General features: G+C 44.0%; 20 protein-coding genes. 15 read left to right on the forward strand and 5 right to left on the reverse strand.

The window, feature by feature from the left end:
* The 8 genes from GC098_RS25160 to GC098_RS25195 all read left to right on the forward strand — a co-directional run.
* Positions 1-243, forward strand: a 243-nt coding sequence (locus GC098_RS25160) for a hypothetical protein (protein ID WP_171645963.1), incomplete at its 5' end; no start/stop codon positions are given.
* A 535-nt stretch (positions 244-778) separates the two neighbouring features.
* A complete protein-coding gene (locus GC098_RS25165) occupies positions 779-1,126 on the forward strand; it encodes a hypothetical protein (RefSeq protein ID WP_171645964.1) in 348 nt (115 codons plus the stop codon).
* Positions 1,127-1,251: 125 nt separating this feature from the next.
* On the forward strand, positions 1,252-1,629 hold the full coding sequence (locus GC098_RS25170; RefSeq protein WP_171645962.1) for a hypothetical protein: 378 nt from the start codon (positions 1,252-1,254) through the stop codon (positions 1,627-1,629).
* A 307-nt stretch (positions 1,630-1,936) separates the two neighbouring features.
* Positions 1,937-3,067, forward strand: coding sequence for a glycosyltransferase (locus GC098_RS25175; RefSeq protein ID WP_171645965.1), 1,131 nt, complete (start codon positions 1,937-1,939; stop codon positions 3,065-3,067).
* 167 nt (positions 3,068-3,234) lie between these two features.
* Positions 3,235-4,158 (forward strand): NAD(P)/FAD-dependent oxidoreductase, encoded by a 924-nt coding sequence (locus tag GC098_RS25180; RefSeq protein ID WP_171645966.1) that lies wholly within the window; start codon positions 3,235-3,237, stop codon positions 4,156-4,158.
* Between the two features lie 29 nt (positions 4,159-4,187).
* Positions 4,188-4,427 (forward strand): glutaredoxin family protein, encoded by a 240-nt coding sequence (locus GC098_RS25185; protein WP_029196850.1) that lies wholly within the window; start codon positions 4,188-4,190, stop codon positions 4,425-4,427.
* 36 nt (positions 4,428-4,463) lie between these two features.
* Positions 4,464-5,030, forward strand: a complete 567-nt coding sequence (locus GC098_RS25190) for a peroxiredoxin (protein ID WP_171645967.1) — start codon at positions 4,464-4,466, stop codon at positions 5,028-5,030.
* A 121-nt stretch (positions 5,031-5,151) separates the two neighbouring features.
* The gene (locus tag GC098_RS25195; RefSeq protein WP_171645968.1) at positions 5,152-5,427 is read left to right on the forward strand and encodes a hypothetical protein; all 276 of its coding nucleotides are present in this window, start codon (positions 5,152-5,154) and stop codon (positions 5,425-5,427) included.
* Positions 5,428-5,500: 73 nt separating this feature from the next.
* Here GC098_RS25195 and GC098_RS25200 read toward each other — a convergent pair whose 3' ends face one another.
* The 5 genes from GC098_RS25200 to GC098_RS25220 form a co-directional block, all read right to left on the reverse strand.
* Positions 5,501-5,737, reverse strand: coding sequence for an AbrB/MazE/SpoVT family DNA-binding domain-containing protein (locus GC098_RS25200; protein ID WP_047677188.1), 237 nt, complete (start codon positions 5,735-5,737; stop codon positions 5,501-5,503).
* Positions 5,738-5,933: 196 nt separating this feature from the next.
* A complete protein-coding gene (locus GC098_RS25205) occupies positions 5,934-6,245 on the reverse strand; it encodes a hypothetical protein (protein ID WP_171645969.1) in 312 nt (103 codons plus the stop codon).
* A gap of 130 nt (positions 6,246-6,375) precedes the next feature.
* A complete protein-coding gene (locus GC098_RS25210; RefSeq protein ID WP_171645970.1) occupies positions 6,376-7,239 on the reverse strand; it encodes a transglutaminase family protein in 864 nt (287 codons plus the stop codon).
* A complete protein-coding gene (locus tag GC098_RS25215) occupies positions 7,236-8,195 on the reverse strand; it encodes an alpha-E domain-containing protein (protein WP_171645971.1) in 960 nt (319 codons plus the stop codon). Before GC098_RS25215 ends, GC098_RS25210 begins: the two co-directional genes overlap by 4 nt.
* Positions 8,196-8,226: 31 nt before the next feature.
* Positions 8,227-9,684, reverse strand: a complete 1,458-nt coding sequence (locus tag GC098_RS25220; RefSeq protein WP_171645972.1) for a circularly permuted type 2 ATP-grasp protein — start codon at positions 9,682-9,684, stop codon at positions 8,227-8,229.
* A 349-nt stretch (positions 9,685-10,033) separates the two neighbouring features.
* Between GC098_RS25220 and GC098_RS25225 the strand changes: the two genes are divergently transcribed.
* The 7 genes from GC098_RS25225 to dgoD all read left to right on the forward strand — a co-directional run bounded on the left by GC098_RS25225 (position 10,034) and on the right by dgoD (position 18,869).
* Positions 10,034-12,235 carry a methyl-accepting chemotaxis protein gene (locus GC098_RS25225; protein ID WP_171645973.1) on the forward strand — a complete coding sequence of 734 codons (2,202 nt, stop codon included), beginning with the start codon at positions 10,034-10,036 and terminating at the stop codon, positions 12,233-12,235.
* 131 nt (positions 12,236-12,366) lie between these two features.
* Positions 12,367-12,897 carry a hemerythrin domain-containing protein gene (locus GC098_RS25230; RefSeq protein WP_171645974.1) on the forward strand — a complete coding sequence of 177 codons (531 nt, stop codon included), beginning with the start codon at positions 12,367-12,369 and terminating at the stop codon, positions 12,895-12,897.
* A 582-nt stretch (positions 12,898-13,479) separates the two neighbouring features.
* Positions 13,480-14,157 carry a GntR family transcriptional regulator gene (locus GC098_RS25235; RefSeq protein ID WP_171645975.1) on the forward strand — a complete coding sequence of 226 codons (678 nt, stop codon included), beginning with the start codon at positions 13,480-13,482 and terminating at the stop codon, positions 14,155-14,157.
* 51 nt (positions 14,158-14,208) lie between these two features.
* The gene (locus tag GC098_RS25240) at positions 14,209-15,177 is read left to right on the forward strand and encodes an ABC transporter permease (protein ID WP_312880330.1); all 969 of its coding nucleotides are present in this window, start codon (positions 14,209-14,211) and stop codon (positions 15,175-15,177) included.
* 28 nt (positions 15,178-15,205) lie between these two features.
* Positions 15,206-16,084 carry a carbohydrate ABC transporter permease gene (locus GC098_RS25245; RefSeq protein WP_312880331.1) on the forward strand — a complete coding sequence of 293 codons (879 nt, stop codon included), beginning with the start codon at positions 15,206-15,208 and terminating at the stop codon, positions 16,082-16,084.
* 60 nt (positions 16,085-16,144) lie between these two features.
* Complete coding sequence (locus tag GC098_RS25250; RefSeq protein ID WP_171645976.1) at positions 16,145-17,671, forward strand: extracellular solute-binding protein; 1,527 nt, start codon at positions 16,145-16,147, stop codon at positions 17,669-17,671.
* A gap of 37 nt (positions 17,672-17,708) precedes the next feature.
* Positions 17,709-18,869 (forward strand): galactonate dehydratase, encoded by a 1,161-nt coding sequence (gene dgoD, locus GC098_RS25255; protein WP_171645977.1) that lies wholly within the window; start codon positions 17,709-17,711, stop codon positions 18,867-18,869.
* The last annotated feature ends 2 nt before the right edge of the window (positions 18,870-18,871 follow it).

An 18,871-nucleotide genomic window follows, 5' to 3' on the forward strand; every position in this document is an offset into this window, starting at 1 on the left:
GCAATCACAGCAGCAAATGCAGCTAAAGCAAGTGTTGTAATCAGTGCAGATGGCACAGATGTTCCAGCAACTTCAAAATGGGTAACACAAGCGGTAAATGATGCATTAGTAAATGCAATCACAACAGCAACAACAGCTAAGACTGCAGCAACAACAGCGCAACAAGTAACAGATGCGGCAGCAGCATTAGATGCAGCGGTAGTAACGTATTCTACAGCGAAAGCAGACGGAACTCAGCCGTAAAAAGTAAGATGAAGAAGTTCTTTGGGGAAAATCCTAAAGGGCTTCTTTCGTTTCATTAGTAAGAATGTAATTCCTTCATATGGAAAGACTCAAGCTCATGATGCTAAGTTACTGGCTAAGCTCGATTATATGTCTAAGGAAAACGCTTATTATCTTTGGAATACGGTGTTATTACCAACTGCTTAGATGTTTATAACCAATTTTTCTTAGTGAATTCATTACAGTTGGAGTAGGAACGAATTAATTTATTACCCACGAATCCTAAACCGTTTCTTATCCTGAGTCAGGGAGATGAACGGTTTTTATCTATCACCGAATCTAGTAATCTCTCATATACTATAAGATCTTACGATAAGGGAGGTGCAAGAGATTATGATAGGCAATTCAATGAAAAAGACAGGTTCACTTCTTTTACTAGTAGTGAGTTTTCTAGCTTTTGTGATGACTTGGGAGGTGGGGTTATTATCTCCGTTGGGGGGAATATGTATAGAGGGATTTAGCTTCGGCGGAGCCATTCTGATGTGGCAGGACGTCCATGAGTCGAGGCAAGGTGCTGGCAAGAAAGATGCAAAACGAGCAAAAGCCGACCTCTGATCGACAAGAAGACAATTCCCCCCAGAAAAAATCCAACGAGCCCGGAAGATGGTCAGACGTCTTTGGATTCGGCAAAATTTTGGATAAACTACCACTTCATAAGCTTTCGGCTCGCATGGCCTACTGTATGTTTTTTGATTTAGTCCTGCTCTTATTTGTTCTTGTTCTCCGTGCTTCAGGTACTAAGATGAATGATTTTCCGAACGCTTGGGATATTCGGTTTATTGTGATCACGACAATTGTTGTTTTTTTCGTCGGACTCTGCGATATCTGGAAAGATCGGAAGTAATAAAATTGTTACAAAGCATAAGATAGTAACCGCCCAATTTTTGGAGAAGTGGTCACCAACTAGGCAATCGCACACATACAATATTGTAGGCGGTTAACTATATAAGAATGTGAGTGATCCAGAAAATGACGAAACCTGAAGAGCAAGAATTACGGCCACCACAAGGTGGGCACGGAGGCGGTCCAGGCCATGGTGGCCCCGGCCATGGTGGTCCTGGACATGGCGGTCCTGGTCATGGTGGTCCAGGAATCGGAGGACCTGGTCATATTGGCCCCGGTCATGTTGGGCCGGGATTCGGTGGTCCTGGTCATCATGGCTTCCCAGGGCATGGAGGAGTGAACAATCTGCTGCCTTTGGTTGTAGCCCCTTATTTATATGCGACACAGCCTTACTATCCATATCCATATCCAACATGTCCATGTCCATATCCATACCAGGATTATCTATGTCAATGTCCATATCCATACCAGACTTATCCATACCCACCATATCCAGGTATTTAGACGATATAATCTCAACACGATAAAGTTAAAGAACCGAGATGCTTTCTTATCAGAAAGTTTCTCGGTATTTTGTTACCATTACATAGTTTTGGATGGAATAACCCAAATTTCTTTATCAAATCTTAATGTTTAAGTAGGAAATGCGTAGTTTTCATGCTACAATTCATTTTGGATAGCGCTTACATAAATTACTCTCTCGTTTACTAATCCTCTCGATTTTCCCCATTGGCTTACATTCATCTAAACCATAGAATACTAATTCAGCTTTTTCAACTATTGCCTGTACAACTTTAAGGGGGAATGTGTGTTGAGCAATCAACCCGTTCGGATATTACATCATATTAGTGATATGAATCGTGGAGAAGCGCAAAGCTTTATTATGAATGTATATCGGCACATGGATCGATCGAAGATTCAATTCGATTTCGTTGTCCACACACATAATCCTTCTGATTATGATGAAGAAATACGAGCATTGGGTGGGAGGATATTCATCCTGCAGAAGCCTAGAGCGGGTTGGATGGGTTACATATATGAGTTAAAATCGACGATTCAACATCACGGTCCCTTCCATGCTTTGCATAGTCATACTTATGAGGCTAGTGTCTTAACTTTGTTAACATCAAGGCTGTTTGGCATTGATATTCGTATTGTGCATTGTCACAGCATATGTGATTATACATACGCTTCCTCAACTACTAAGGTATCTCGATGGTTGAAGAGAAACATGATACGGCGATTTGCCACGAATTGGGTAAGCAGCTCGATCACGGCAAGTCAGGCACTATTCGGGTATCAATGGTCTCAAGATAAACGCGGCAGAATGGTGCGTAATGGGATAGATGTCGGTCGATTTACAAGTAGATTACAGAATCCCATGACGCTCCGCGAGCAATTGGATATTTCATTAGAGGAGCCAATTATTGGCCATATTGGACGGTTTAGCTCAGCTAAGAACCATACATTCCTGATTGAGATTTTTGAAGAACTGCTGTACCGTGTGCCGAATGCGAGGCTTATTTTGGTGGGGGATGGTGCATTGCGGCCTCAGATCCTAGCACTGATCGAGCAAAAAGGGATCCAAAACCGCGTTCATCTATTAGGACGACGAGACGATATTTCTGAGCTCCTTCAGGAATTTGATGTCATGGTCCTTCCTTCATTCAAAGATGGTTTACCCATGGTTTTGATTGAAGCTCAAGCGGCAGGAGTTCCCTGCGTGGTATCCGATGTTTTACCAGAAGAAGCGAATCTGAGAGCGGGTTTTTTCGCATTCGTGTGTTTGAAGCAAGACATTGCTGTATGGGTGCAATGGCTAATGAAGGCGATGCGCAGCGATCCTGTCCCGGTTGATGAGCGAATCCGAGCAATTCGATTAGCCGGCTATGATATTAAAGAGGTAGCTCTAGAATTAGAACATGTCTACGCTGCCCAATAGGAAATAGTGAGAGCCCTTATGTGGATGACAACATGAGGGTTCTTTCCTTATTTATAATAATTATTAAAAAGGATTGACTTTTGATATTATTTATTTATAATAATTATTATCTGATATGGATTCTCATTGGACAAGCAGTCACAATGGGTTGAAAGGAGTGCGCAGCGATGTATGATGTCATTATTATTGGAGCTGGACCGGCGGGAGCCTCAGCTGCTATCTATACAGCAAGAGGAAATCTGAAGACACTCGTTATTGACAAGGCACCGAATACAGGAGCTTTGGCCATCACTCACAAAATTGCAAATTACCCGGGTGTCATCGGGGAGTTATCAGGTAAAGATTTACTCGATACAATGCGGGAGCAAGCGAAGGGTTTTGGGGCGGAGTTCATCCAAACAACGATTACAGCTGTAGATGTGGAAGGCGATACGAAGTATGTATTTACGGCTGACGGAATCTATGAAGGCAAGTCGATCGTTATTGCGACGGGTTCCAAAGGACGCAACCGTATGCTGCCGGGGGAAGAAAGCTTGTTAGGACGAGGCGTTAGTACATGTGCTACGTGTGATGGAGCCTTTTTCGATGGCAAAACGGTTGCTGTCATTGGTGATTCAGAGGAAGCCTTAGAAGAAGCACAAGCGCTAAGTAAATTTACGGATAAAATATACTTCATAGTTCCACGGCCTGAACTGCAGGGTGTTCATCACGTCCCAGAATTGCCGGGTACTGACTTTCTCTACAAAGCCAAACCGCTTGAAGTGCTTGGAGACAAGCATGTAGAGGGGCTTAGGATACGCACGAGTTCTGGAGCAGAAGAAATAATCCAAGTGGATGGTGTGTTTGTCTTCCTATCCGGCAGTAAACCAGGCACAGATTTCCTTCAGGATCAGGTCCCGCTGGACGCGGATGGTTTTATGATTCTGGATAGCTCGATGCAATCATCTGTTGCAGGTGTATTCGGGGCTGGAGAAGTTAGACGCACACCGGTCAAGCAAGCGGTTGTTGCAGCTGCTGATGGAGCCATTGCAGCCATGGCGGTCGATAAATTTATTAATAAACGGGCTCAGCTAATCCCGCAGTACAAATAATCTTATACCCCACAAGGAGATGAATTCCGATGTCTAATGTCATTGTTTATTCAAGTACAAATTGCCCTTATTGCCAACAGTTGAAAAAGTATTTAACGGAACAAAATGTCTCCTACGAGGAAAGAAACATTGATCTGAATGATCAATTCGGACAAGAGCTTCACGATTTAGGCTTGATGTCTTTGCCTGTGACGGTCATTGGCGAACACAAAATCTTGGGTCTCAACGTTACCAAACTCAAAAAAGCTTTGGCCGAAATCGCAAGCTAATATCATACCATATAAATAGACAGAGGAGAGCTAACCATGACACAATTAACCGTACAACCCTCACATACTTTTGCTAAAATAGGGCTTCCAGCACCTTCATTTTCATTGCTTTCGACGAAGAATATGGAAACCTTAGAAGAGAAAATAACGCTTGAAGACTATAGAGGAAAATGGCTTGTTTTCTTCTTCTGGCCATTCGACTTTACGTTCGTGTGTCCAACCGAAATCACAGCTTTTAGTGACAATTACGAGCAGTTCCTTGAACTGGATTGTGAAATCGTTGGAGCTTCTGTCGACAGTGTGTATACACACAGAGCTTGGACTCAAACGCCGCGCGATCAAAGCGGCATCGGTCCTGTGAAGTTTCCGTTGGTCAGTGATTTCTCCAAAGAAACAGCACGCGCATATGGCGTGTTAGACGATGAAACCGGCGCTGCGCATCGCGGATTGTTCATCATCGATCCAGAAGGCGTGCTGCGCTACCAAGTGGTCACGGATATGAATGTTGGGCGCTCTGTAGATGAGACTTTGCGTGTGCTTCAAGCGCTTCAGGCTGGTGGACTTTGTCCAGCGAACTGGAAACCAGGCGATAAAACACTTTAAGCCACAAATAGTAAACAAGCCCCAATCGACTCTCACTCGATTGGGGCTTTTGTGTGTATTCAAAGTCTGTTTTGAAGTATAATAGAAGAACTATATAGGTGAAGACAGAGAGGTTAGATGCATGATGCAGTCCATATCGGACAAACTGTTTATGGGTTCTTTGATTTTACTCATGATTTCCATTGTGGTTAGTGGAATTGGATTTCAATTCGTGAATTGGCGCACGCAAGTGACAGATGAGTTAGATGGGGAGACGCAAGAAAGCGGCTCTCGTAAGAAAGCCGTTATGGATCGGCAGGATAAGAGCTTGGGACGTGTACTTCGTTCAAAATTATTTTGGATCGCGATAGCAGGCATTCTAATATCCATTGGACTTTCTTGGTTTAGCTCTAAATAAAAATATAAGGCGTATAACCTCGGGATGAGTTTTATACGCCTTTTTTGTATCCCATTTTAACCGGAATCATGATCTAAACAATTTCTTCTACGCAGGAGCTGCAGACCAGCTTGCCTTTGAAATAGGTCATATTCTCGAAATTACCGCAGAATACACAGGCTGGCATATACTTCTTGAGTGTAATGCGCTCCGGATCGACATAAACCTCGATCGCGTCACCGATATCGATATGAAGTGTTCGTCGCAGCTCAATCGGCAAAACAATCCGGCCTAACTCGTCTACTTTTCTCACTATTCCCGTCGATTTCATCTGAAAGCCTCCTATTTAATTCATTAGACTTCGATCATGTATGTTGTATAAACAATTCCACATATAAACTTGAATTCCTTTTATTTACTTCAAACATTTTAGGCAATTATCTGATACATGCATGAAAGTGGACGGCAAAAAAAGGACTTATACGTGTTTCATTGAACACGTACAAGCCCTCTATACATATAAGGATCTAGTTTTTGTTTTCCTGTTGCTGATCTTTGGAGATTTGCTCTTTTAGCGCTGCATTTTTAAGAACCAACTGTTTGGATAATTCAACTTGTAAAAGGTTGATTTTATTAATCTCATCCTTTAATTTACTAAGTCGAGACATCTTGCTGCTTAAATCGCTGGGTGAAGAACTTATTTTTATATCCCTTTGTAATTGATTTATTTTTGAAAGTGCTTTTTCCTTTTTTTTCTGTTCGTCGATACTTCTTTGTTGAGTTTCAGTAATTTCTTTTTTTAATCGATTTATGATAGATAAAGTGAAACTTATAGCCATTCAAGCACCTCTTAGCAATTTAGTGTAGCTTCGACACCATTCTACACTAAATACATGGTCCGTGCCAAAAGGGGATAAAAAAGAGGGGGAGTGAAGCGGGGCAGAAACTCTGAATCACATGTGGAATGAACTACTCAATCAGCTTTACATCAACAATGACTTCCAGATCTTGCTGACCGGCACCGCGATAGACGCCTTTGACGGGAACGATATCATTGTAGTCGCGGCCGTGTCCGAGCTTAATATAGCGCCAATTGACCTCACAGTTGTTCGTAGGGTCGTAGCCGAACCAACCAGTTCCCGGGATCAGGCACTCCACCCATGCGTGGGAGGCTTGTGTGAATTCCGTGTTGCCTCCTTGTAGATCGCCAACAAAGTGATAACCGCTAACGTACCTAGCAGGAATCCCTTTATCGCGGCAAATGGCAATCATAAAATGAGAGTAGTCCTGACAAACACCACGCTTATATTGAAGCATTTCTCCAACGGTGGTCTGTACGGAAGTGGCTGAGGGATCATAGGTGAAGTCGCGATGAATCGTTGTGTAGATCGTACGCAGTAATTCGTATAAACTTATATCTTGATCGAAAATGGCATCTGAGTAAGCCTTGAGTTCAGGGGTCAAACCCGTATAACTGGTAGGCAGCAAGTACTCCGCATGCTGATTCTGGAAGTCATCGCCAAGTCTCAGCGTTTTCTCCTCGAAGGGAGAAGCGACGCCTGATGGGATGTTATCGTTGTCGTTCGTGACGACAGTCGACACCATTTTAATCGTTAGCTCGCGATGAAGTTTATTGACTGTAAAAGCATGTACGCGATTATGAAAAAAATCCGAGTACGTAAAGAAAGCAGAAGCAGGCTCCGTGGTGATGGCGTGGTGATAACAGGCTTGACGATTGTCAGTGAGAGGCGTTAAACGAACTTCATTGACACTGTCCTGCGCTGTATCGGTGTAGGAATAGCGAGTGATATGCGTAATCTCCAGCTTTTTCATGCGATGACCTCTTCCCGGGAGGGAAAAAAGACTTTGGACATCCTTAAACCCATCACGTTACAGGATTCCCGAAGTGCACTTAAAGTCATTTCTAATTTGCCGGATAAAATATCATCTTCGTCCATGCAAGCAAGGTTAGCCTTTACTTTTCCCGCTAGCTTAGCGAGCCTGTGTACTGCAAGGTTTAAATCGGGGTCCTCCATTTGAATGCCCTGCAAGGAACGCTCCAAGGATTGGAAAGAGAAGCTAACCGAGCGTGGAAATGTTTCATGAAGCATCAGAAATTTAATAATGCTGCTTAGATTAACGGTGTCTGCATGTTCCCTTCGATATGACTCATAACCGCTAACCGATTTCAATACGGACAGCATAAGCGGGTAAGAAGAAAGCTCTTCCCTAGCGTAATCATGACATAACGATTGGAGTAAGCGCAGCAAGTTCTCAGCACGTTCCAAATATCTTCCGGCTTCCACGAAGTGCCATTCATTTTGTCGCGGCATGACGGATGTTGCCGCCCCTTGAAACATAGACAAGGTATCACGAATGAAACGATAGAACAAATGAGGCGAATCGTTAGTGATATCTCGGACTTCTTTTTCTTTTAACCACAGATACAAGCCATTCATAATATCCCACAGCTCTGCGGGCATTTTCTCGCGAATATTACGAAGGTTGGAGCGAGCATGGTTGGTGCAAGCGAGCAAAGAATTTGAATTATTTTTATCGAGTGTAATATATTGGAGGACATGCTGCTCGGTGAAGCTTCCGTACTGCTCAGTAAATGCGGCACGATCACCAATCGTATCAATTAATCGGCTCCACGATTGATCGCTGCTAGTCTCCTTCTCCTCGCGAATATGATAATACACGTCGATTAGTCTTGCGTGATTCTCCGTTCTTTCCGTATACCTGCCGATCCAGAATAAAGCTTCCGCTGTACGTCCCATCATCACCATGAACGCTTGCCTCCAATCAATATTTGCTTCTCTATGAATGAGTGACCCAAGTGTCCTTACATCCCCCGCCTTGCGAGGAGTTCACGACGAGTGAACCTTCTTTAAGCGCAACACGAGTAAGTCCGCCAGGTATAACCTGAATGCTCTCGCCAGCGATGACGAAGGCCCGAAGATCGATATGCCGCGCAGCCATTTGACCGTCCATCATGACAGGGGCTCTGGAAAGCTGGATCGTTGGCTGAGCGATATAACGATCGGGATTCGCTATAATTTTAAGCCGAAAATCAGCCAACTCACTCTCAGAGGCCGAAGGACCAATGAGCATACCGTAACCGCCAGAGAGCGATGTCTCTTTGACGACCATTTCATCTAGATGCTGCAGCACGTGATCACGTTCTTCCGGTCTAGAAAGGATATAAGTAGGCACATTATTCAGGATTGGTTCTTCGTTCAAATAGTAACGAATCATGTCTGGCACATAGGCATAAATGGCTTTGTCGTCGGCCACGCCTGTTCCAGGAGCATTCACGATGTTAATATTACCCGCACGATAGGCATTCATGATCCCCGCGACACCTAGCATCGAGTTCGGATCAAAAGCGAGTGGATCCAAGAAATCGTCGTCGATTCTTCGATATAAGACATCGATTTGGCGGAGTCCCTTGATCCCGCGAATATATACCTTATGATCAATGACGACGAGATCGTGTCCTTCTACAAGCTGTATGCCCATTTGCTGCGCAAGGAACGTATGTTCGAAATAGGCTGAATTGTAGCAGCCTGGGGTCAGTAAGCCAATGACAGGATCGGATTTGCCCGAAGGGCTTAGCCTGCGCAATGCGGATAGAAACACATTTAAGCTAATCTCAATATCTTGGATCGAATGGTTAAAAACGAGCTCAGGGAATAAGTGCGTCATGATGGAACGGCTTTTGTACAAATAGGAGAAGCCTGAAGGCGATCGCAGATTATCCTCCAGAACGAAATATTCGCCATGCTCATCACGAATTAAATCGATACCTGATACGGTTACGTACACATCATTCGGGATGGAAAGACGCATCATTTCAGGTCGGAAATAGCAGTTGGAAAGAACCATTTTCCTAGGGATAATACCTTCCTTTAAGATGCATTGGTCATGATAGATATCCTTGAGAAACAGATTAAGCGCCTTAACGCGCTGCTGAAGCCCTCGTTCAAGCTTGAGCCATTCATCCCGTGGAATGATTCGTGGGATTGGATCGAAAGGGATGGTTCTTTCCAATGCTTCTGCTTGATCAGGGCTGTAGAGTGTAAAAGTAATTCCTTCTTCCATCATGCGTTTCATGGTAGCCGTTTGGCGCTTGCTCAAATTTCCCGCTTTCATGGACATGAACTGAAGGAAAATATTTTGATAATGTGATCTTACCGAGTACGAGTTCACAAACATCTCATCAAAAAAAGGACGGGGATCATAGGGGGTGGTGACCAGATTCTCAGGTTTGGACATCGCAGCTCCTGGTTTCTTAGCTATGCATTCGGAAGCTACGTTAGGATATGGGCCCGAAGCAGAAACCAGGCCTCCTTTCTGATCTAAGTTCTTATTTTGTGTTAGGAAATATGACGCGAATAAATGGAAAAATAATGATTTTTCTTATATTGTAAATTTATCAGAATATTATGTCAATATACATGACGTATAAATTAACTGACATGAAATGCGCAAATAGATCAAATGTTTGAAGATTTCAAGAAATTTCTGATTTTATCTTGATTTACGTCGAAATCAGCTATAGAATGTCGAATAAGTAAATGTTATATAAAGTCACACGCGAATTGTGAATATAGGGGGTTGGGGTATGCTTGATTGGCTTGGATTTCGAAAAGGTCTGCCTTTGTGGTGGTCGTATCGTCTGAATCGTCATCTCAAGGAAGATGTGGAACATATCTTTGAAGGGATTGCGCATACGAGAATTGAAATTTTACGAAGCTGGGTGGAGGCATATTGGTCCAATTTGGATCGACTGCTTGAGCAGCTCTCTGATTCTGAACCTGGACCAACGACACAGGATGGTTCGATGGTTCAACGGTTGTTGGCAGCTGCGTCAAAGAGCGGGGCCGATTTCTCGGAGATCTTCATCGTAAATGAAAAAGCAGAAGTGATATACTCCACGTCCCCCACTCATGTTGGGAAATCTTATGATTCAGGAAGTGATCTTACAAAAGGGCTAGAGGAAGCACGTAAAGGTAAGAAATGCTTATTCGGACCTTATTCCGATCCACTTACATTAAAGCTAGGTCCAAGCACTTCGCCGTTTCACGATGCTATGACACTTGCATTTATTACACCTATAATGGTAAACGGAATATGGAAAGGGGCCATTTGCGGACGTGTCCCGAACGATGTGCTCGGCGATCTGATCCAGCGTGAATCAGGACATGTGTATCCGGACTCTGGAGATAATTATTTATTTATGGCGAAGCCTGTGTTAAATAAACAGATTGCCCCAGGCACAGCGTTATCTCGAAGCCGTTTTGAGGATCTTACCTTTACCCATGGTGACAATTTAAAAGATGGCGTGCGCACAGATTACGGCATTGTTGGTGTAAAGGAGCATACAGAGCTTGAGCTCATTTTTACGGATCCGGCAACGGGACAGCTTCATCCGGGGGTTGCGGGAACGATTGCAAAGGGACATAACCTATTCGTGGAGTTTCCAGGTTATTCCGATTATCGGCATATTTCTGTCATTGGCAAAGGTGTTACCTTCCAGCTTCCACACTGCCCGGATGTTTGGGGGATGATGTGTGAAGGCGATCTAGAGGAAGTATACCGAATTCGCAGTATTGACTGGAAATTGCTTAAGCTGCAGCTGCGGTTCATTGTAGGATATATATTACTCTCAACAGGGGGATTTTGGCTGCTGAATGGACAAGTTTCTAGTAGCTGGGGATCAGTAATTATGGCTGTTGTAAGTCTTGTGTATGGAGGAATAGGCGCAAGCATAATAAGGCAAAAAGGCAGCAAGCCGATCGTAAGGCAGCTAGCGCAAATGAATAAGTTCATCCGTATTAATGCAGAGGGCAGCGGAGATTTGACACAGCGCCTGCAAGTGCAGGAGTTCGCTGGTGATGAGACGCGGGAATTGGCGAAATGGATTAATAATATGATCGATTCCCTTGAGGGGATTATGCTGCAGGTGAAACAAGCCGCGGCTGAAGTTCAGCTAAGCCAGGAACGTATGAATGATTCGACGGGTTCAACGGAACAATCGACTAGTCGAATGAGCACCAAGATTCATGACATGATTCGTTCGCTGCGCGGTCAGCTCAAGGACATCGATGTTGCGAAGGATGTAACGCAGAATATGAGCGGGACACTGCGCGAATTGGAAGAGAAGGCTTCGGGTCAAATTGCTGTAGCGCAGGATGAAGTGGACCGTATTGGCGAAAAGATGAATCATATTTCGGCGAAAGTAGCTGAAACGAATCGTACCATTCAAACTTTTTTGCAAACGACCCAAGAAATTCCAAAGCTGCTTAAGGTCATCGAAGAGATTTCCGCTCAAACCAATCTGCTTTCCTTGAATGCTTCCATTGAAGCCGCGAGGGTAGGTGAGCATGGGAAGGGCTTCGCTGTCGTGGCCGGAGAGATTCGCAAGCTGGCTGATTTGACCAAGAAGTCGACAATGGAAATCAATGACACCATTGAGCATATTGAACGTCACGCGAATGAAGCCTTCATCTCGATGGAAGAAGGTACCAGGGTTGTTCTGGAGGGGACGCAAATTGTGGCGGCGGCGTCTGAAATTCTCAGCAGCGCGAATGCGCACGACACCATGAAGACACAGGTGGTGGATGAAGTGGTGGCGCTGATGGAGAAGGTAGCGGCAGTAAGCATGGAGAATCGCCAAATCTCGGCGGAGGTTGAGCGTACCGTGCAAGAGCTTCTGCAGGATATGCTTCACGTGCGCCAAACGACGGGGGATGTTGGCGCGATTACGGACTCGCTGCTCTTGCTTGTAAATCAATTTCATTTAACGGAGAGCCGCATTCGATAACGGTTTGTTTCTAAGACATTTCCTGCGCATGTTAGCTAACCCATCCTGCATACAATGATAATGCGGAATGGGTTAGCTTTTTTGTGCTTACGAAGTAAGTTTTCTAACGAAAACTCGAAGGAGGACGTCTAATGAATGACCGTTTGAGCATTCGAACGAATAGGGAGTACATGATGGATCCCGGCTATTTTCCAATGCTCGTAGAGCGTCTGAAGGAGGAGCATGTGCAGATGCGCGAGCAGCTCTCCGAGATCCGAACGATGGCTGCTTCCTTGTACTCCCTCGAGGATTGCTCAATAGGAATGTGCAAGCTGATTGAACTCCAAGATCTGATTCTTTCCCTTATTGAGGAGTTGGAACAGCATTCGGAATGGGAAGAAAAAGAACTATTTCCTCTTCTGCAATCTTATTTACAACCAACAACAGCGCTGTCTGTCTCTCGTTCCATGACTGTTTTAGAGCAGGATCATGACCTGGCGAAAAGAGTCGTGCAGGCTTTCGTAGATGGTGTGAATGCGATGAAAGTGCCGATAGATGAGGAGTTTTTACACTTGATGGCATCGGAATTAATGACAGCTTGCTTAATACTGCTCAAACATTTCACCTTAGAAGAGGAGCTTGTGTATCCGCTCACCGATCGTATCGTGGAACAATTAGCCTAAGTACATAAAAAAGGGTCTTCTCAAGTCATTTGACTTGTAGAGGACCTTTTTTTGTGCAGAGAAAAATTTATATGTTTTCTGAGGCATGAGAGATCTCCTTTTGGCTAGGTTCGTCAATACTAGTACTGGAAAACGTACAGAAGAACTCTTCTTTTCAGCCACCGTCCTTTAGAATACGGTGCATTTTCCTATAGGAGTGGATGTATCCAATTCAGATTTATATTGTTGCAAAGCGTGCAACAATAAACAGCCAGTGCACTAGCTGTAAAGATATTTTTCATCGTTACAGATACGAGGGGAAGTGGAATCGTGTCTGTAACGATATATTTCATCTTTACAGACGAGAAGATGGCGGATTGGTATCAATCCGAGCGAGTGGTAGCATGGGTTTAAACGAGAAAGGACCGTCAGGAGGATCTTCCCTGACGGTTTTTCTTATCGTGCAAGATGAACTATCAGGGATCGAACCTACTCAATAATATTTGATATTTGATCAAATATCAAATATTCTGTTTACAGGTCTATTTCAGATGTGATATTATATCAAATATCAAATGAGATAAATTAAGAGGAGAAAAAATCATGGATGTAACTCAGGAATCAGCATTAAATGAAACGACTTACTCACGGGTTCGCGATAAATTGCGCGAAGATATTTTATCCGGTGAATTTAAACCTGGTGTACGCTTGCGGATCGTCGATTTATCCAATCGTTACGGCGTTAGTCAGATGCCGATTCGGGAAGCTCTCCAGCAGCTTCAAGGGGAAGGACTCGTTAGTTTGCTGCCTCATAAAGGTGCAAGCGTACGTGAGGTGAATGAGAAGTTCGTATCTGATATGTACGATATTCGCATGGCGATTGAAACGATGTTGGTTCGGGGTGGCGTGCCTTTCATGAAAGATAGCGATTACAACAGACTTGTTGCCATTCAAGAGCAATACGAAAGGGCAGCCGAGGAAGGCGACTTGTTATTATGCCTCAAGCTTAATGAGAGCTTTCACAAAATCATTAACAACCTGGCAGAAAATCCCGAAGCGATTCGCATTATTGATCGGCACTGGGGACTGATTGACAGCATGCGCCAAATATTTGGTTCGAACCGGGGGGCCGATATTAGTAACGATCATCGGATGCTGCTGGAGGCTTTGAAAAATCGAGATGCAGAAGCTGCCGCAAATATTGCCAGAGATCATGTCATTAAGGCCAAACAGGATTTGATTGCAAGAATGAAAGCAACGGGAAAACCATCTAAAACCTAGATGTCGTTTTCGTTCAAAAATTAAAACGCTTACAAGAGAAGGGGGTTGAGCGTGTTGTATGATCAAACGGTGACGAAACTTAATGGGTCTTCAAAGTCACTAGAGCGGAAGAGGAAATGGTCCCATATTCGGAAAGATAAGCTATTATACCTTATGGCTATTCCAGGGATTTTGTTCTTTATCGTGTTCCATTACATACCGATGTACGGCATTTTGCTAGCATTCAAAAAGTACAATATCTATCAAGGATTTTTCGCCAGCGAATGGATTGGGTTGGATAATTTCAAAACGTTGTTCACCATGTATGGATTCGATAGGGCTTTCAAGAATACCATTATCATTTCGATCTACCAACTGGTATTTGCCTTTCCGGTCCCCATTATTTTGTCTATTCTACTGAATGAATTACGGCATCAATTGTATAAGAAATTCGTTCAAACGTCGATTTATCTGCCTCATTTTGTGTCCTGGATTATTATTTCGGGTATTTTGTTTGCCATCTTATCTCCTTCTACCGGTGTCATAAAAGAGATCGCTGGTTTTTTCGGGTATGAAAACTTCACCTTCAACCTGCTGAGCAGTAAGGAATATTTCCGGAGTCTGCTTGTCATATCGAATATCTGGAAGGAAGCGGGCTTTGGTACGGTGCTGTATCTCGCTACCATTGCAACGATTGATCAACAGTTGTACGAGGCGGCAAAAGTGGATGGCGCAAAGAAATGGCAGCAAATTTGGCATATCACGCTGCCGGGTTTGCGGACGACGATTGTCATTTTACTTATTTTTCGTGTGGGAAGTATGCTCAATACCGGTCTGGATCAAATATTTGCCCTCTACAACCCTCAGGTTTATGAGGTTAGCGAAATTTTGGACACGTATATTTACAAACTGGCTTTTCAGGAAGCGAAATATGATTTGGCTACAGCATCAGGTTTGTTCAAATCGTTAATTAGTTTAGTCCTAGTTTTATTTACAAACTTTATTGCCAAAAAAATTGATTCAGATAGTGGTTTGATGTAACCGATTTCGTACGAAGGAGGTTCACCTGGTGAGAGAGTCATTTGGGGAACGTTTATGGTATTTCATTTTGAACATAGGCATGCTGCTGGTATCCATTGTTACCTTGTATCCATTTTGGCATGTGCTGATGTATTCGTTGAGTGATCCAAAGCTAGCCATGGGTGGAGGGCTTTTTTTATGGATGAAAGGGTTCTCTCTTACTTCATATGAACTGCTGCTTCAGAGCAAAGGGATTTATTATGCTTATGGAAACTCCATTTTCCGCTTAGTTATAGGAACTGCGATCAATATTGTGTTGACCGCCATGTTGGCTTATCCCCTATCCATTCGAAGATTTGTGGGAAGAAACTTCATTACGCTGATGATTTTTTTCACCATGCTGTTCAGCGGGGGAATGATCCCGACTTACTTAATTGTCAAAGAGCTCGGTTTGATCGATTCGATTTGGTCGCTCATTATTCCAACTGCTCTAAGTGCATGGAACCTGATTATTTTGAAAAATTACTTTCAGAGCTTACCCGCCGAGCTCGAGGAATCGGCAAACATCGATGGAGCTGCTCCGATTCGCATATTATTTTCGGTCATTCTGCCCGTATCGGGCCCCGTTATCGCCGCAATTGCTTTGTTTTACGGAGTAGCCCATTGGAACTCGTATTTTGATGCTATTCTCTACATCAACTCTGATGCGAAACAAGTACTCCAAGTGTTTCTGCGAACGATGCTGCAGAGCAGCTCCTTACAGCAAGTTCAAGGGACGGAGAGCTTAGCTTCATCCATCGGTTTGGTCACCGAAGAATCTGTCAAAATGGCAACGGTTGTTGTTTCTGTGATTCCGATGCTGCTGGTGTATCCGTTTTTGCAAAAATATTACGTAAAAGGCGTAATGGTAGGATCCATCAAGGGTTAGATTTTGAAGAGCGATTGTAAGCTCACAAAAAATAAATACATGCCTAGGGGGCGTATGTGAATGGTGAAGTTGAAAAAGACAGTTACGTTAGGGTTAGTCAGCGTTATGATGCTGAGTACAGTCGCTTGCTCTGTTGGTGGGAACACAGGCAAAGAGGGCACTAAAACAGGTGAGAGCAGCAAACCAGCAGCACCAGCAACGGTACGAATTTTGATCGACAAGACGACTAACTTTCCAGAAGATAATGCGGTAGTCCAGGAAATTCGCAAAAAAACGGGTGTTAATGTCCAGTTCTTGACTGTAGACTCGGCAGACCTAGAAACGAAATTAAATACAATGATTGCGTCAAGTGATATGCCCGATGCCTTCCTAAACCCTAATAAAGCGAAAATTAAGGATTTAGTTCGCAATCAGGCCATTATTCCAATGGATGATTTATTGAAAAGTAACGGGAAAAATATTTTGGACAACAAAGGGGCCATCTTAAAAGGCGCTACGCAAGTTGATGGCAAAGTGTACGCCATTCCGCGTGGTTGGGGATTCGGAAGTGCTTTGGCTATTCGCAAAGACTGGCTGGATAAATTGAAGCTGCCCGTTCCGAAGACGATCGATGAATACTATGCAGTGTTGAAAGCATTCGCTAATCAGGACCCTGACGGTAATGGTCAAAAGGATACGCTTGGTGTGGGGGCATACTTCGGAGGAGGAAGCGGCTACCAAACGTTTATACACTTCTTTGCGGCCTACGGCGTTCCGATCGGAAGAGGTAAAATGGTGGATGGCAAGGTGCTTCCATGGGTCTTGCAGCCCGGATTTATGGATGCCATCAAGTTCCTGAACAAATTGAATAAAGAAGGCTTGATGGATCCCGAGTTTGCTACGATTTCCAATCTGAAAGAATTTGAGAAGCTATGGAACGGTAAGATGGGGGCATTCGATTTCACTCCGAATGGGACTACGCAAAACTGGTTGACTCGGTATGTTGAAAATCCAAAGCCGGAATTTGAGTATACCGTTATTAAGGGACCAAACAATCAAGGAGGCACACTTAATTTATACCTTGAGGACTCAGGCCCATGGATGCACATCAGCAAATCATCCAAACATCCCGTAGAGGTGATGAAAGTATTGGATTTCTTGATTAGTGATGAAGGTGACAAATTGACGTGGGCAGGCATTGAGGGCAAGCATTACAACATGGAAAACGGCAAGTTCTCGTGGATCAAACCTTATGATGATGCAACTAGCTTGCGTAATGAGGGCGGATTCGCCTACAACGGAGTCATGAATAGAATTAATGGTTTTTCGGTTCAATTGCTGAACGATAAAACGAAAGCCGGGTTAAAGCTTGCTGCTGACAATGTGATTGAAGATGCTTATCTTTATGATATTCCTGCTGTTGAATTGGAGAAAAAGAAAATATTAGATGACATCATTAATGAAATCTTCATTTCCTTAGTCGTATCGAAAGGTGATCTTGACAAAGAATACGAGTCCCTGAAGAAAAAATATTTGGATGCGGGCGGTCAGAAGTGGATCGAGCAAGCTACGGAAATTTATAAAAAGGAACATCCAGAGAAGAAGTAGAGTGATTAAATAAAAGAAGGTTCATAGGGGTGCGTAGATGAAAATTACTGGCGTGAATACGTTTGTCGTGGATTGTTACCGTACAAACTTCGTATTCGTCAAAATTTATACAGATGCAGGTATTTCAGGGGTTGGCGAAGCAACGCTGGAGTATAAAGAGAATGCTGTAACTGGGGCAATAGAAGATATAAAACGTTACCTAATCGGTAAAAGCCCGCTTGATATCGAAGCGCACTATCACAATATATATCGCGATGCCTACTGGCGGGGCGGTGCCGTTCTGATGTCTGCGCTTAGTGCAGTGGAAATGGCATTGTGGGACATAAACGGTAAATCACTGGGCGTTCCGGTTCACAGGCTGCTTGGGGGCAAGGTTCACGATAAGGTGAAGGTGTATGCCAATGGATGGTTTGCCGGTGCCACTTGCGTTGAGGATTTTGGTGTAAAAGCCAAGGAAGCGATGGAGCGAGGATTCAAAGGGCTCAAGTGGGATCCGTTCGGCAAAGCGTACATGACCCTCTCGAATGAGGAGATGGATAAGGCCCTCGAATGCATTGGCGTTGTGAGAGATGCTGTCGGTTATGATATGGATCTGTTCATTGAAGGGCATGGCCGTTTTAATGTACCTACAGCGATCAAGATTGCTAAGGAGATTGAAGCTTTCAAGCCAGTGTGGTTTGAAGAACCAGTTCCACCAGATAACTTGGATGCCATGGTAGATGTAAGACGGAAATCACCGGTGGCCATCGCAGGCGGGGAACGATTGTTTACGCGACAAGGATTCAGCGAAGTGTTCAAGCGAAGAGCGCTTGACTATGTGCAGCCGGATATCAGCCATGCCGGCGGCATTATGGAATGCCGCAAAATTGCTGCAATGGCGGAGGCGAACTATATTCCATTCGCCCCGCACAATCCAAGCGGCCCCGTAGCTAACGCAGCTACACTGCAATTGGCTGCCTGCACGCCTAACTTTTTCTATCTGGAAATTATGGCAAGTGATGTGCCTTGGCGCAAAGAGATAACGGATGAACAGCTGCATTTCGAGGATGGCTACATGACAATCCCGGATAAACCGGGGTTAGGCATTGAACTATATGAAGACTCAGCCATTAAATATCCTTTTGTCCCGCACGATTTAAGGCATTATAACGGGCAACTTATTCAAATTCGACCACCGGCTGCCGAGCATTACTTTTAAGT

The organism is Paenibacillus phytorum (genome assembly GCF_013141715.1).
In the GTDB taxonomy this organism is placed as follows: Bacteria; Bacillota; Bacilli; order Paenibacillales; family NBRC-103111; genus Paenibacillus_E; species Paenibacillus_E phytorum.